This window comes from Cupriavidus phytohabitans (assembly GCF_000426345.1).
GTDB lineage: Bacteria > Pseudomonadota > Gammaproteobacteria > Burkholderiales > Burkholderiaceae > Cupriavidus.
Genome location: NZ_AUFE01000008.1, coordinates 72,510 through 87,257, shown reverse-complemented (window position 1 = coordinate 87,257; position 14,748 = coordinate 72,510). Strand labels below are relative to the sequence as shown.

Sequence of the window (14,748 nt, the reverse complement as noted above, 5' to 3'; positions counted from 1 at the left end):
ACGGCCATGGCAGCTTGCGACCGTGCCCTGGTCCTGTTCGCGCACGGCGCGCGCGATGCGCGCTGGCGCGAGCCGTTCGACCGGCTGCGGCAGAAGCTGGTTGCCGCCCTGCCCGGCTGCGAGGTGCGGCTGGCGTTCCTGGAACTGATGTCGCCGCTGCTGCCCGATGCGCTGGCGGAACTCGCCGCGCGCGGCGTGGGCGAGGTCACGGTGGTGCCGGTGTTCTTCGGCCAGGGCGGGCATATCCGGCGCGACCTGCCGGCGCTGCTCGACCAGTGCAGGCAGGCTTATCCCGGCCTGCGCATTCATTGCGCTGCCGCGGTGGGCGAATCTGATGCGGTGCTGGATGCGATTGCGGCTTACTGCGTTGCGTCGCTGCCGGGGGCTGCTGCGCAGTCCTGAAGACTTCAAAACCCTAACGAAAAAACCCCGTGCCGGAATCCCGGCACGGGGTCACTATTGTTGACGGCAGGCTGATGGGACTGGTTGTCTCCCATGAATGGGAGAGGGGAGCAAACCCTCGCAGTGCCAGCGCAGGAGCCTAAAATCAGGCAGCGCGCGGCGTACAGACTTCAATCCCGCCCACATCCTCCTGCGGCGCTTCGGTCGCGCGAGCGGCCAGCGCCGCGCCGATCATCAGCAAGCTCGGCTGCACTGGATCGATCCACGCCGCCGCTTCCCCGGCCGCCATCTGGCCAAGCGTGAATTCGCGGCTGCGCTGGCGCGGCGTGGTGGCAGCTTCCACCACCCATGCCGGCGTCGACGCGGGCTTGCCGTGCCCGATCAGCTGCGCGGCGATCGAAGCGGCCTGGTCGCGGCCCATGTAGTAGACCAGCGTGTCGGCCTTGACCGCGGCTTCGATATCGGGCGAGCCCTCGCCGTCCGCCGCCTTGGCCTGCGTGGCAAACGCCACACTGCGCGACACGCCGCGCTTGGTCAGCGGCTTGCCGATCGCGGAAGCAGCAGCCAGCGCGGCGGTGATGCCCGGCACCACCTCATACTCGATGCCGGCCGCTTCCAGCGCCTGCAGTTCTTCGTCGGCGCGGCCGAACAACATCGGGTCGCCGCCCTTCAGGCGCACCACGCGCTCGTACTTGCTGGCCAGGTCGACAATCTGCCGGTTGATGAACAGCTGCGCGGTGGAGCGCTGGCCGCAGCGCTTGCCGACTTCGACCAGCTCCGCCTGCGGACACCAGGCCAGCATCTCCGGCGACACCAGTGCATCGTGCAGCACCACCTGGGCTTCGCCCAAAAGCCGTGCACCACGCACCGTAATGAGGTCTGCCGCACCGGGGCCTGCCCCGATCAGGTACACCTTGCCGTAAGTCTTGCGCGCCTGCTTGTCCATCTGTTGCCCCTTGTCCGCTCGTTCCTGTTCGTTACCGGTCAGGAGAACGCACGGATCATGCCTGCGGCCACCGTGTGGTTGGTCGCCTCGTCGATCAGCACGAAGGCGCCGGTCGCCGGGTTGTCACCATAGGCATCGCACACGATCGGCTTCTGCAGCGAGATCTGCACCGAGCCGATATCGTTCAGGCTGATCTCGTGGCGCCCGGTCTCGTGCGACAGCGTGTGCACGTCCAGCACGCGGTCCACCGCCGACACGCGCGCGAACACGCTGGCCGTGGTGTGCTTGAGCACGTACTTGCGCGACGGGTTCAGCGACTCGTCGTCGAACCAGCACAGGTCGGCCTGCAGCTTCTTGGCGGAAGCCGCCGTCGCATCGGCGGCAACGAACATGTCACCGCGTGATACATCGACGTCCTCGGCCAGGCGCACGGTGACGGTGTCGCCGACGTTGGCCGATTCAGCGGCGCCATTCGGGGTCAGCACTTCGGCCACCACGGCCTCGCGGTTGGCGGGCAGCACGCGCAGCTTCTGGCCGACGCGCACGGTGCCGGCCTCGACACGGCCGGCATAGCCGCGGAAGTCGTCCGACTGCGAACCGTCCTGGCGGATCACCAGCTGTACCGGGAAGCGCAGCGCGGCGTCGTCTTCGGGCGCGGCTTCTTCCACCGGCAGCTCTTCCAGCAGCGGCAGCAGCGGCTCGCCCTGGTACCACGGCATGGCGTCGCTCTCGTGCACGATGTTGTCGCCGCGCAGCGCGGACACCGGCACGTAGCGCACATCCTTCAGGCCCAGCTGCTCGGCGAGCTCGGCGTAGGCGGTGCGGATCTCGTTGAAGGTCTGCTCGCTGTAGTCGACCAGGTCCATCTTGTTGACAGCGACGATCACGTGCTGGATTTCCAGCAGCTTCAGGATCGCCGAGTGGCGCTTGGTCTGCGCCAGCAGTTCGGCGCGGCCGTCGGTGACGGTCACGCGGGTGGCATCGACCAGCACGATGGCCGCGTGCGCGGTCGACGCGCCGGTGACCATGTTGCGGGTGTACTGCTCGTGGCCCGGCGTATCCGCGATGATGAACTTGCGGCGCGCCGTCGAGAAATAGCGGTAGGCCACGTCGATGGTGATGCCCTGCTCGCGCTCGGCCTCCAGGCCGTCGGTCAGCAGCGAAAAGTCGATCTGCTCGCCGGCGGTGCGCTTGTTCTTGGCATTGGCCAGCGCGGTCAGCTGGTCGGACAGCACGGCCTTGCTGTCGTACAGCAGGCGGCCGATCAGCGTGCTCTTGCCGTCGTCGACGGAGCCGGCGGTAATGAAGCGCAGCAGGCCTTGGTGGGTTGCTTGGTGAGTCATGTCTGGATCCTTTGCTGCGTGCGGCTTAGAAGTAGCCTTCCTTCTTGCGGCGCTCCATCGAAGCTTCGCTGGTCTGGTCGTCCATGCGGGTGGCGCCGCGCTCGGTGATCTCGGTCACCGCGGTCTCGGCGATGATCGCTTCCGGCGAGTCGGCAACGCTGGCCACCGGGCAGGTGCAGCTGATGTCGCCAACGGTGCGGAAGCGGACCGACAGCACTTCGCTGACGTCGCCATCCTGCTTGGGCGTGATCGGCGTGACCGGCACCAGCAGGCCGTTCTTGCGCACCACTTCGCGCTGGTGCGAATAATAGATCGGCGGCAGCGCCAGCTTCTCGCGGGCGATGTACTGCCACACGTCCAGCTCGGTCCAGTTGGAGATCGGGAACACGCGCATCTGCTCGCCCTGCGCCATGCGGGCGTTGTACAGGCTCCACAGCTCGGGGCGCTGGGCCTTCGGGTCCCACTGGCCGAACTCGTCGCGGAACGAGAAGATGCGCTCCTTGGCGCGGGCCTTCTCTTCGTCGCGGCGGGCGCCGCCCATCAGCGCGTCGAACTTGTGCGCCTCGATGGTTTCCAGCAGCGTCACGGCCTGCGCGGCGTTGCGCGAATCGGTTTCCTTGCGCAGGCGCACGGTGCCGCGCTTGATCGAGTCTTCCACATGGCCCACCACCAGGCGCGCGCCCAGTTCCGCCACGCGCTGGTCGCGGAACGCGATCACTTCCGGGTAGTTGTGGCCGGTGTCGATATGCACCAGCGGGAACGGCAGCTCGATCTTGCGGTCACCCAGGCGGAAGGCCTTCAGCGCCAGGTGCAGCATCACGATCGAGTCCTTGCCGCCGGAGAACAGCAGCGCCGGGTTGCGGCACTCTGCCACCACCTCGCGGATGATGTAGATCGATTCCGCTTCGAGGCGGTCGAGATGGTCGTTCTGTACCTGCAACAGGTGCGCCACGCTGGAGGTGGCTTCTGCGATGTCGTTCATGATGCCCATTTTCTTACGCCCTCAATGCTTGATGTTCTGTTCGTGGAGCCCGCACTCTTTCGAGTCCTTGCTCTCCCACCACCACCGTCCGGCGCGGATATCCTCGCCCGCGCGCACCGCGCGCGTACACGGCTCGCAGCCGATGCTGGGATAGCCCTTGGCGTGCAGGTCGTTGACCGGCACGTCGTGGCGCTTCAGGTAGGCCCACACTTCGGCCTCGCTCCAGTCCGCCAGCGGATTGAACTTCGGGATGCCGCGGGCGTCGTCCTGCTCCTCGAACGGCAGCTCGGCGCGCGTCACGGCCTGCTCGCGGCGCTGGCCGGTCAGCCACGCGTCGGCGTGCGACAGCGCGCGATTGAGCGGCTCGACCTTGCGGATGCCGCAGCATTCCTTGCGCAGGTCGATGCTGTCGTAGAAGGCGTTCAGGCCATGCTTCTTCAGGTAGTTCTCGACCGCCTCGGCGTCCGGCGTGTACTGCTCGATGCTGTAGCCGTAGTGCGATTGCACCTTGTCGAGCACCGCCAGCGTTTCGGCGTGCAGGCGCCCGGTCTGCAGCGTGAAGACGCGGATGCCGGCGCGCACGGCGGGGGTGCCGCGCAGGATGGCATCGGTCAGCACCATGTCTTCGGCCGCCAGGCTCGAGGCAAAGCGCGCGCGGAAGAAACGCGCGGCGATGCCGGCCAGGCGCTCGCCCAGCTCGCGCTCCTTCTGCTCCAGCGCTTCGATGCTGCCGGTGTACTCGGGCGCGACCCACAGCGCGGGCGGACGCAGCGCCGACACCGCGCCGGCATCCACCACGGGGATATCGGTCAGCACCGTGCTCATGCCGTCGCCTTCGGTTGCACGGCACCGCCTTCGGTGCGGGCGCGGCGGAACAGCGGCAGCGGCTCGTCGACCGAAGCCTGGTAGGTCACGGTGAACTCGGTGAAGCCCTTGATGGCGTCGTCGATATTCTTGTCGGCACGGACCGCGAAGGCATCGAAGCCGCAGCGCTTCATGAAGTTGAGCTGGTCGCGCAGCACGTCGCCGACGGCGCGCAGCTGGCCTTCCCACTTGTAGCGGGTGCGCAGCAGGTAGGCCGTGGAGAAGCCGCGGCCGTCGCGGAACACCGGGAAGTCCACCGCCACCAGCGACACCCGGTCGAAGTACGCGGCGGCGTCGCCCGGCTCGTCTTCCGGGGCCAGCCACACGCCGGTGCGGGCGGCATCGCGGCCGGCCAGCAGCGCTTCATTGGCCTTCCACACCGACAGCGGGAACAGCACGGCGTCCTGGCCTTGCGCGGCGGCGGCGATGCGCTCTTCGGTCAGCGGTTGCTCTTCAGTGGCGCGCAGCACGGTCCAGTTGTCTTCGACGATCACCGGGGTGACGTTCGCACCGTCGCGTTGCAGTTGAATGATCTTAGCCATGTTCAGTCTCTCCGGTCCTCAGGCTTCGGCGCGCTCGCGCGGCTGCTTGTCTGCGTAGACGCGCTCCTTGAACGGGGCGATGCCGATGCGGGACAGGGTTTCGATAAAGCGTTCGTCTTCGATGCGGTTGGCCACGAAGGTGTCGATGATGCGCGTCACCACCTCGGGCATTTCCTCGGCGCTGAACGACGGGCCGATCACCTTGCCCAGCGCGGTCTTGTTGCCCTGGGCGCCGCCCAGCGTGACCTGGTACCACTCCGAACCGTCCTTGTCGACGCCCAGCACGCCGATGTTGCCGACGTGGTGGTGGCCGCACGCGTTGATGCAGCCCGAGATGTTCAGCGAGATCTCGCCCAGGTCATAGACGTAGTCCAGGTCGTCGAAGCGGTCCTGGATCGCCTGCGCGATGGGGATCGACTTGGCGTTGGCCAGCGAGCAGAAATCGCCGCCCGGGCAGGCGATGATGTCGGTCAGCAGGCCGATGTTCGGGGTCGCCAGGCCGGCCTTCTTCGCCAGTTGCCACAGCGCGTACAGGTCGTGCTTCTTCACGTCCGGCAGCACCAGGTTCTGCTCGTGCGCCACGCGCAGTTCGCCGAAGCCGAACTGGTCGGCCAGGTCCGCCACCGCTTCCATCTGCGCATCGGTGGCATCTCCCGGGGGCGAGGCCACGCCCGGCTTGGTCGACAGCGTCACCGCGGCGTAGCCCGGCACCTTGTGGCCGTGCACGCTGCGGCTGACCCAGCGCGCGAACGCCTTGTCTTCCAGCAGGTGGTTCTCGTACGAGGCATCGGTATCGGCCAGCTTTTCATAGGCCGGCGGCGTGAAGTACTGCGCCACGCGGTCGAACTCGACCTGCGTCAGCGTGGCCGGGCCGTCCTTGCTGTGCTGCCATTCTTCCTCGACTTCCTGCGCGAACTTCTCCACGCCGATGGCCTTCACCAGGATCTTGATGCGGGCCTTGTACTTGTTGTCGCGGCGGCCGTAGCGGTTGTACACGCGGATGGCCGATTCAACGTAGGTCAGCATGTGCTGCCACGGCAGGTCTTCCTTGATGATCGAACCCAGGATCGGCGTGCGGCCCAGGCCGCCACCGGCCAGGATGCGCAGGCGCGTTTCGCCGTCGGCGTTCTTGTAGGCGTAGATGCCGATGTCGTGCATCTGCACCACGGCGCGGTCATCCTTCGAAGCCGAGATCGCGATCTTGAACTTGCGCGGCAGGAAGGCGAATTCCGGCTGGAACGTGCTCCACTGGCGCAGCAGCTCGGCCAGCACGCGCGGGTCCACCGACTCGTCCGGCGCCACGCCGGCGAAGTGGTCGGTGGTGATGTTGCGCACGCAGTTGCCCGAGGTCTGGATGCCGTGCATCTCGACGCTGGCCAGCTCGGCCAGCACGTCGGGCACGCGCTCCAGCTCCATCCAGTTGTACTGGATGTTCTGGCGGGTGGAGAAGTGGCCGTAGCCGCGGTCATACTCGCGGGCGATGTGGGCCAGCTTGCGCAGCTGCGTCGAAGAAAGCAGGCCGTACGGGATCGCCACGCGCAGCATGTAGGCATGGCGCTGCAGGTACAGGCCGTTCTGCAGGCGCAGCGGCAGGAATTCTTCCTCGGTCAGCTCGTCCGACAGGCGGCGGCGCACCTGGTCACGGAACTGGGCGACGCGCTCGTTGACGATGCGCTGGTCATATTGGTCGTACTGATACATGGCGGGGTCCGTTCAGTATTCGTTGGATTCAGGAAACGAGCTTGATTGCGACCAGCGTCAGCGTGGTCGCCAGTGCGGCACGCACCAGCCGCTCGGGCAGCGCCCGCGACAGTTGCGCGCCCAGCCAGATGCCGGGGATCGAACCCACCAGCAGCGCCAGCAGCAAATTCCAGTTGACGGTACCGAGCCACACGTGGCCCAGCCCGGCCAGCGCCGTCAGCGGGACGGCGTAGGCGATATCGGTGCCGGCAACTTCGGCCGGCTTCATATGGGGGTACAGCAGCAGGATCAGCGTGGCGCCAACCGCGCCCGCGCCGATCGACGACACCGTCACCAGCACGCCGATCACCGCGCCGACCAGGATGGTGGCGATGACCTGGGCGCGGCCGTGCAGCTGGAAGCGCGGGTTGCGTTCGAGCCAGGCCAGCATCTGCTTGCGGAACAGCAGCGACAATACGGTCAGCAGCACCGACACGCCGATGGTCACGCGGATCGCGTGCAGCCACTGCGCGTTGAGCTCACCTGCGCTCTTGAGCACCAGGATGGACACGACCGCCGCCGGCAGGCTGCCGATGCACAGGCGCCGCACCACCTGCCACTGCACATGGCCGTGGGCCCGGTGCGCGATGGTGCCAAAACCCTTGGTGATGGCCGCGAAGGCCAGGTCGGTGCCGACCGCCGTCGCCGGCGAAAAGCCGAACAGCAGCGTCAGCAAAGGCGTCATCAACGAGCCCCCACCCACGCCGGTCAGACCGACGAGGACGCCTACAAACAGACCGGAAACGGTATAGGCCAGCGACATGAGGGGCTCGGTGGATCCTGGCCCGTGAGGCTCGCATCACAATCCGGGGGCTGCGAGCGGACGCACTGAGGGCAGGACGTTCATTAACAAAGTTCGAGAATCGTAATAAACTGGCCTCATACCTCAAACTAATAAGAAGTTGTTTGTTTATACGACCCGAGTTATATGAACCTGCACCAGTTTCGCTTCGTGCGCGAGGCCGTCCGGCAGAACTACAACCTGACCGAAGCCGCCAAAGCGCTCTACACATCACAACCCGGGGTGTCCAAGGCCATCATCGAGCTGGAAGAAGAGCTGGGTGTCGATATCTTCACGCGACACGGCAAGCGCATCCGCAGCCTGACCGAGCCGGGGCGGCGCATTCTCACCTCCGTTGAGAAAATCCTGCAGGAAGTCGAGAGCCTGAAGCGGGTCGGCATGGACTATGCGGCACAAGACCAGGGCAACTTCACCATCGCCACCACCCATACCCAGGCGCGCTACGCGCTGCCCCGGGTGATCGGCGAATTCACCAAGCGCTACCCGAAGGTCCGGCTGTCGATCCAGCAAGGCAACCCCACGCAGATCGCCGACATGCTGCTGCACGACCAGGCCGATATCGGCATCGCCACGGAAGGCATCACCGACGACAAGAACCTGGTGTCGCTGCCGGGCTATCAGTGGACGCATATGGTGATTACGCCACCCGATCATCCGCTGCTGGATAAGAAGCATCTGGCCCTGGAAGACCTGATGGGCTACCCGCTGATCACCTACGACCCCAACTTCGCCGGCCGGCCCAAGATCGACAAGGCCTTCCAGCTGCGCCACCTGAAGCCGGACATCGTGCTCGAGGCGATCGACGCCGACGTGATCAAGACCTACGTGGAGATCGGCCTGGGCGTGGGCATCGTCGCCGGCGTGGCCTATGATGCCGAGCGCGACAGCAAACTGCGCGGGATCCCGGCCGGTCACCTGTTCGGCAGCAATGTGACGCACCTGGCGGTCAAGCAAGGCGCCTACCTGCGCAGCTTTGTCTACACCTTCATCGAGCTGTTCTCGCCGACGCTGAACCGCAAGCTGGTCGAACAGGCCATGTCGGGCGAGCACGAAGCCTACGAACTCTGAGCGCGGCAGCCCGCCGCCTCTCCTCTCTATATAAGAAGCAGAACCCGACATGCATTCCCAATCCATCATGCCCCGCCGGCCGGAGGCGCTGTGAGCGAACCCATGAGCGAAGCCACCAGCGAACTGCCCCGCATCCACTGGACCGAGGACGGCACCGAGCGCAGCGCCGCCTGGCGCTCCGAGGCCGGCAACCCGCCGCCGCGCCGCGTGGTGGTCGCCGACGACACCACCAGCGCCGACACCGCCTACCGGCTCGCCTGCGAAGGCACTGCGCTGCTGTGGCGTGGCGACTTCCAGAACGCGCGCCAGCTGCTCAACGCCATGGCGCGGCGCACCGAGCGCAAACCCAAAAAGGCGAGCCGGCCGGGCCAGAAGGCCAAGGGCGCGCCCGGCTCGGCCGCCGAGGCCTTCCACCTGCATCGGCTGGCGCAGTCGCAGCGCGCCCGCACGCTGGGCATGCTGCTGCTGCCGTTCGAGGCCGATCACAGCGTGCCGCTGCGCCGCGCCCCCGATGTGCGCGAAGCCTGCGAGCAGGTCTACGGCCCGGCGGGCGAGCCGTATGTGGCATCGCTGCGCGAGCTGCTGGGCATGATCGGCGCCTATGAATGGCGCAAGAAAGGCGTGGAGATCCCGGCACTGGAAGACCGCATCCATCCCTGGTACGGCGTGTTCTCGCCGGTGCGGGGCGAGTATGTCGACCTGGTTGCCGCCGAGCCGCTGCCGTCCAGGACGCTGGCCTTCGACATCGGCACCGGCACCGGCGTGCTGGCCGCCGTGCTGGCCCGGCGTGGCGTGCAGCGCATCGTCGGCACCGACCAGGATCCGCGTGCGCTGGCCTGCGCACGCGCGAATATCGGCCAGCTCGGCTACGCCGGCCCCGTCGAGATCGTGCAGGCCGACCTGTTCCCGGAAGGCCGCGCACCGCTGGTGGTGTGCAACCCGCCATGGGTGCCGGCCCGGCCCAGCTCGCCGGTCGAGCGTGCCGTCTATGACCCCGACAGCGCCATGCTGCGCGGCTTCCTCGATGGGCTGGCCGCGCATCTCGAGCCCGGCGGCGAAGGCTGGCTGCTGCTGTCCGACCTGGCCGAGCACCTGGGCCTGCGCCCGCGCGAGCAGCTGGAAGGCTGGATCGAGGCCGCAGGGCTGAAGGTGCTGGGCCGCTCCGATATCCGCCCGCGTCACCCGCGCGCCGCCGACCCCAGCGATCCGCTACATGCGGCGCGGTCGGCCGAAGTGACCTCGCTGTGGCGGCTGGGCGTGCGCTGACGCGTGTGCCCTTGCCGGCGGAGTTCGGCTATCCTTCCCGTCACAAACAAGACCGGAGGAGACAAGATGCCGAAGTTGCCCAGCCTGCTGCCCACCCTCGCAATGGCTACCCTGCTCTGCGCCAGCGCCGCCGCGCTGGCCGATATCCGCGTCGGCATCGATGTGTCCACCACCGGGCCGGCGGCCTCGATCGGCATCCCCTCCAAGAACACCGTGCTGATGTGGCCGCAGACGCTGGGCGGCCAGAAGGCGCACTACGTGATCCTGGACGACGGCTCCGACCCGGCCGCCGCGGTGCGCAATGTGCGCAAGCTGATTTCCGAGGAAGAGGTCGACGTGATCGTCGGCCCCAACATCACGCCGACCGCGCTGGCCGCGCTTGACGCCGTGTCCGAAGGCGAGACGCCGATGGTGGCGCTGGCCGCGTCGGCGTCGATCGTCGAGCCGCAGACGGATGCCAAGCGCCGGTGGGCGTTCAAGATGCCGCAGAACGACTCGCACATGGCGACCGTGCTGACGGAGTACATGAGCAACCACGGCATCAAGACCGTGGGCTTCATCGGCTTTGCCGACGCCTATGGCGAAAGCTGGTGGCGCGAATTCTCGAAGCTGGCCGAAGTGCGCAAGATCAAGGTCGTCGCCAACGAGCGCTTCTCGCGCAACGACACCTCGGTGACCGGCCAGGTGCTCAAGCTGATGGCGGCAAACCCCGACGCCGTGCTGATCGCCGGCGCCGGCACGCCCTCGGTGCTGCCGCAGAAGACACTGGGCGAGCGCGGCTACAAGGGCAAGGTCTACCAGACCCATGGCATCGCCACCTGGGAATTCCTGCGCATGGGCGGCAAGGATGTCGAGGGCACGCTGTTCCCGACCGGGCCGGTCGTGGTCGCGCGCCAGCTGCCTGAAAGCCATCCGGTGCGCAAGGTCGCGCTGGACTTCGTCAATCGCTACGAGGGCAAGTACGGCGCCGACAGCGTGACGCAGTTCGCCGGCGACGCCTGGGGCGCGTGGCTGCTGCTGGACGATGCCGCGCGCCGCGCGCTCAAGACCGGCGCCCAGCCCGGCACGCGCGAATTCCGCGCCGCCATGCGCGATGCGCTCGAATCCACCACCAATCTCACCATCCCCAACGGCGTGCTGAACCTGAACGCGAAGGACCACCAGGGTTTCGACCAGCGTTCGCGCGTGATGGGGGTGATCCGCAACGGCAAGTTCGCCTACGCGGGCGACAAGTAGCCAGCGCCCGCCGCATCCGGCATTCTGAAAGGAAGCATCGCATGATCACCACTTCCACTCCGTCCGTCACGGTTGCCTTCATCGGCCTGGGCGCCATGGGCTCGCACATGGTCCGCCACCTGCTGGCCGCCGGCCACACCGTGCGCGCGTTCGTGCGCCGTCCCGAGGCCGCCGATGCGGCGCGCGCCATGGGTGCGGAGCCGTTCTTCACGCCCGCCGAGGCCGCGCGCGGCGCCAGCGTCGTCTTCACCAACGTGACCTCGTCCGAAGACGTGCGCGAAGTGCTGCTGGGCGAGCAAGGCGTGGTCCACGGCGCGGCGCCCGGCACGGTATGCGTCGACCACAGCACCATCTCGCCGGTGGTCACGCGCGAGATCGCCGCGGCACTGTCCGCGCGCGGCCTCGAGGCGCTCGACTGCCCGGTCTCGGGCGGAACCACCGCCGCCGCATCCGGCAAGCTGACCATCATGGTCGGCGGCAAGCTCGACGTGCTGGAACGCGTGCTGCCGCTGCTGGAACTGCTGGGCACGACCATCACGCATATCGGCGGCAACGGCGCCGGCCAGGTCGCCAAGCTGTGCAACCAGATCGCGCAGGTAGTCAATATCGAAGGCATCGCCGAAGCCATGCGCTTTGCCTCGGCGCAGAACGTCGATACCGGCCGCGTGCTGCAGGCCATGTCGACGGGCATGGCGGGCAGCCGCATGCTTGACCTGATGGGGCCCAAGATGGTGTCGCGCAATTTCGCCGCCGGCATCGAGGCGCGGCTGCACGACAAGGACTTCGGGCTGGCGCGCGATATCGCCGAGGAAATCGGCCTGGACCTGCCGGCGATGCAGGCCACCTCGGCGCAGCTGCGCACGCTGATGGCCAACGGCTGGGGCAAGGACGATACCTCGTCGCTTCTGCGCGTGCTGGAGGGTTGAGAGCCGGCGCTCAGGTAGCTGTCAGGCGCAGGACGGCGCGTATCAGCGCGCTGTCGGCATCAATGAAGCCATCGAGCACGTTGAAGTGATGACAGTCCGGCAGCACCAGATCGCTCGCTGCCGGACTGCGGACATTGGCGGGCCACGCCGCCCGCATCAGAGCATGCTGGCGGTGGTATTCGGCCGCTTCCAGTTCGCCCACCGCTAGCGACAGCGGCGCGGCGGTGGCCGGCGTCATGTACGCCGGCGACAGTCGCGCCACGTCGTCCTCGGACAGCCGCAGGTCGCATTGCAGGAACGCGGCGCGGCGCAGCGGCTCCATGTCGTACAGCCCGCTGACCGACAGACCGCCCTTGACCAGGTCCGCTGGCAGGTCTTGCGCCAGCTGCGGCCAGCGTGCCGCCATCAGCATCGCCACCAGGTGGCCGCCGACGGAATGCCCGGCGGCGAACAGCCGTTGCGGGTCATGCCCCAGTTCGTCGGATTGCCGGTACAGCCACGCCACGCTGCGCAGCACCTGCCGCACGATGTCCGGCACCGTCACCGACGGCACCAGCGAATAGTTGACCACCGCCACCGACACGCCCAGCGCCGGCAGCACGCTGGCGACGAAACTGTGGTCGCGCTTGTCGAGCGCGCGGAAGTAGCCGCCGTGGACGAACACCAGCAGCGGCGGTGCCACTCCGCCACCTGCCGGCGTCGGCGCCGGGAAATAGTCCAGCGTCTCATCCTGCGGATGCCGCGAAGCTGCATCGGCATAGCCCAGGTCGGCGATAAAGCTGCCGCGCTCGCGCACCCGCGCCGACCATTCGCCCCAGCGCGCCATATGCGCCGGGTTGTCCGGCACGTTGGCGCGGTTGTTGTATTCGCGGTCGTAGAAGCCGGGATCCTGCGAGGGCAGGCTGGCGAGGCTCGACAATGGGTCGGTCATGGCGGTCGGTGCGTGCGGAGGGTGGGCGAGGCGGCGCGGTGACGGCGATGCTAATCCGATTCGCCATGCACAAGTTATCCGGGCCACTACCATGGCCATAGCGGCCGGTTGTCGGTCGGAGGGAATTGCGGCATAATCGCCGGCTCAGCCCGGCATCGGTTCCGATGCCGTCACACCTGCCCGGGTGGTGAAACAGGTAGACGCAGGGGACTCAAAATCCCCCGCCGCAAGGCGTGTCGGTTCGAGTCCGACCCCGGGCACCAGATTTCCTTCCAAAGCAATCAGCCGTCCACATGGGCGGCTGCGCCGCATAGCCCGGCATCTCCGGCCTATCGCGTCACATCGCCCCCCTTCCGGCCGAAATTTGAAGGTGTGTCGGACAGCGCCCACTGGTGCCCGTGCGCCTGGCTTCCTATCCTATGGCATTGCCATCCCGCGAAAATCCCGCGAAACGGAGCCACCATGAGCCGACTGACCCTTCCCGCCCTCGCCTGCGCGACCCTGCTGGCCGGCTGCGCCGGCACCAATATGGAAAACCTGTCCCAGGCCGGCGGCAGCCTGTTCACCGCGGCCACGCTGTCGGACACCAGCGTCAAGACGCTGTCCGACCAGTCGTGCGCGGAAATGGACCAGAAGAACACCATTGCGCCGGCCGACAGCACCTATGCCAAGCGGCTCGCGACTGTGATGAGCGGGCTGGGCAATACCGGGCTGCCCCTCAATGCCAAGGTCTACGTGACCAAGGACATCAACGCGTGGGCCATGGCCAATGGGTGCGTGCGCGTTTACAGCGGGCTGATGGACTTCCTCAGCGACGACGAAGTGCGCGGCGTAGTCGGGCACGAGATCGGCCATGTGGCGCTGGGCCACACCAAGGCGGCGATGCAGGTGGCCTACACCACTGCCGCGGCGCGCGGCCTGCTCGGATCTACCGGCATTGCTTCGCTGACCGCGCTGTCGTCGTCGCAGATCGGGGACCTGGCGGAAACGTTCGTCAATGCGCAGTTCTCGCAGCGCCAGGAATCCGCTGCGGACGACTACTCCTTCAACCTGCTGACCAAGAACGGCGCCAACCGGCAGGCGCTGGCGTCGGCGTTCCGCAAGATGTCGCAGCTTGACGGCGGCCAGTCGAGCATGCTCAGCACGCACCCCGGCTCTTTGGAGCGCGCCAAGCATATCGAGGATCGCCTGGCCGGCGGGCGCTGAGCGCGCCGCATTCTTTTGCGCCGCCGCCCCCGCCCGGGGAACGCGGCCGCACCCTGTATTTCCCCCTCCAGACAGCACACTCGTCATGCGCAATGCCGCGCGCAATCGCCGCGCGCGGAATGTTGACAGCATTTAACTCAGTCAAGAAAGCTTTCAATATGACGGCCCGAAACCGGGGGGATAATGCCACTTCCTGGCTACCGTGCCGCGCCACGGCTTCTGGCAGCTGGGCCTGCTTGCCATGCACGAATCGGAGGGTAGTTCTCTTGCATGCCTGAAGGCGTCGACTAGCTGTATTGCTGCCGGGCCGCGGGTTCGGTACGCGGCATCCGTCTGGCCGGGTGTCGCTGGCCAACCTCAATGAAGCGGATTACGCCAAGATCGGCAGCGCGATCTGCAAGCTGTTCGAGGAGTATGTGGAGAAGTACAACGCGTCGACGGGGAGCAAGGCGAACAAGAACGTCGTGAAGAAATAAGCCTTCGTTGGCGTGCCT

At 67.1% G+C, this 14,748-nt stretch carries 14 protein-coding genes, 1 tRNA gene and 1 pseudogene; 8 read left to right on the top strand and 8 right to left on the bottom strand.

The window, feature by feature from the left end; all coding sequences use genetic code 11:
• Positions 1-6: 6 nt before the first annotated feature.
• Positions 7-402 carry a sirohydrochlorin chelatase gene (locus tag K309_RS0108525; protein ID WP_029046029.1) on the top strand — a complete coding sequence of 132 codons (396 nt, stop codon included), beginning with the start codon at positions 7-9 and terminating at the stop codon, positions 400-402.
• Between the two features lie 145 nt (positions 403-547).
• Here K309_RS0108525 and cobA read toward each other — a convergent pair whose 3' ends face one another.
• From cobA to K309_RS0108490, 7 genes are read right to left on the bottom strand one after another with little or no spacing between them, the layout of a single operon-like run.
• A complete protein-coding gene (gene cobA, locus K309_RS0108520) occupies positions 548-1,348 on the bottom strand; it encodes a uroporphyrinogen-III C-methyltransferase (RefSeq protein WP_029046028.1) in 801 nt (266 codons plus the stop codon).
• A gap of 38 nt (positions 1,349-1,386) precedes the next feature.
• Positions 1,387-2,691 carry a sulfate adenylyltransferase subunit 1 gene (locus K309_RS0108515; protein WP_029046027.1) on the bottom strand — a complete coding sequence of 435 codons (1,305 nt, stop codon included), beginning with the start codon at positions 2,689-2,691 and terminating at the stop codon, positions 1,387-1,389.
• Positions 2,692-2,716: 25 nt separating this feature from the next.
• The gene (cysD, locus tag K309_RS0108510; RefSeq protein ID WP_029046026.1) at positions 2,717-3,682 is read right to left on the bottom strand and encodes a sulfate adenylyltransferase subunit CysD; all 966 of its coding nucleotides are present in this window, start codon (positions 3,680-3,682) and stop codon (positions 2,717-2,719) included.
• A gap of 12 nt (positions 3,683-3,694) precedes the next feature.
• A complete protein-coding gene (locus K309_RS0108505; RefSeq protein ID WP_029046025.1) occupies positions 3,695-4,498 on the bottom strand; it encodes a phosphoadenylyl-sulfate reductase in 804 nt (267 codons plus the stop codon).
• A complete protein-coding gene (locus tag K309_RS0108500) occupies positions 4,495-5,079 on the bottom strand; it encodes a DUF934 domain-containing protein (protein ID WP_029046024.1) in 585 nt (194 codons plus the stop codon). Before K309_RS0108500 ends, K309_RS0108505 begins: the two co-directional genes overlap by 4 nt.
• Positions 5,080-5,097: 18 nt before the next feature.
• Positions 5,098-6,780 (bottom strand): nitrite reductase NirA, encoded by a 1,683-nt coding sequence (nirA, locus tag K309_RS0108495; RefSeq protein WP_029046023.1) that lies wholly within the window; start codon positions 6,778-6,780, stop codon positions 5,098-5,100.
• 28 nt (positions 6,781-6,808) lie between these two features.
• Complete coding sequence (locus tag K309_RS0108490) at positions 6,809-7,582, bottom strand: sulfite exporter TauE/SafE family protein (protein ID WP_029046022.1); 774 nt, start codon at positions 7,580-7,582, stop codon at positions 6,809-6,811.
• A 165-nt stretch (positions 7,583-7,747) separates the two neighbouring features.
• Between K309_RS0108490 and K309_RS0108485 the strand changes: the two genes are divergently transcribed.
• The 4 genes from K309_RS0108485 (at position 7,748) to K309_RS0108470 (ending at position 12,117) form a co-directional block, all read left to right on the top strand.
• Positions 7,748-8,689 (top strand): CysB family HTH-type transcriptional regulator, encoded by a 942-nt coding sequence (locus K309_RS0108485; RefSeq protein ID WP_029046021.1) that lies wholly within the window; start codon positions 7,748-7,750, stop codon positions 8,687-8,689.
• Between the two features lie 102 nt (positions 8,690-8,791).
• The gene (locus K309_RS0108480) at positions 8,792-9,955 is read left to right on the top strand and encodes a methyltransferase (protein WP_029046020.1); all 1,164 of its coding nucleotides are present in this window, start codon (positions 8,792-8,794) and stop codon (positions 9,953-9,955) included.
• Positions 9,956-10,021: 66 nt separating this feature from the next.
• On the top strand, positions 10,022-11,191 hold the full coding sequence (locus K309_RS0108475) for an ABC transporter substrate-binding protein (RefSeq protein WP_084402379.1): 1,170 nt from the start codon (positions 10,022-10,024) through the stop codon (positions 11,189-11,191).
• Positions 11,192-11,232: 41 nt separating this feature from the next.
• Positions 11,233-12,117 carry an NAD(P)-dependent oxidoreductase gene (locus tag K309_RS0108470; protein WP_029046018.1) on the top strand — a complete coding sequence of 295 codons (885 nt, stop codon included), beginning with the start codon at positions 11,233-11,235 and terminating at the stop codon, positions 12,115-12,117.
• A gap of 10 nt (positions 12,118-12,127) precedes the next feature.
• On the opposite strand, the gene K309_RS0108465 is transcribed toward K309_RS0108470, so the two are convergent.
• Positions 12,128-13,048, bottom strand: a complete 921-nt coding sequence (locus K309_RS0108465) for an alpha/beta hydrolase (RefSeq protein WP_029046017.1) — start codon at positions 13,046-13,048, stop codon at positions 12,128-12,130.
• A 178-nt stretch (positions 13,049-13,226) separates the two neighbouring features.
• On the opposite strand from K309_RS0108465, the gene K309_RS0108460 reads away from it, so the two are divergent.
• The 3 genes and pseudogenes from K309_RS0108460 to K309_RS0108450 form a co-directional block, all read left to right on the top strand.
• Positions 13,227-13,311 (top strand) — tRNA-Leu (locus K309_RS0108460).
• A gap of 199 nt (positions 13,312-13,510) precedes the next feature.
• Complete coding sequence (gene loiP / locus K309_RS0108455) at positions 13,511-14,254, top strand: metalloprotease LoiP (RefSeq protein WP_029046016.1); 744 nt, start codon at positions 13,511-13,513, stop codon at positions 14,252-14,254.
• Positions 14,255-14,547: 293 nt separating this feature from the next.
• Positions 14,548-14,730 (top strand): annotated as a pseudogene (locus K309_RS0108450) (bifunctional aspartate transaminase/aspartate 4-decarboxylase); the annotation flags it as partial.
• Positions 14,731-14,748: the final 18 nt, after the last annotated feature.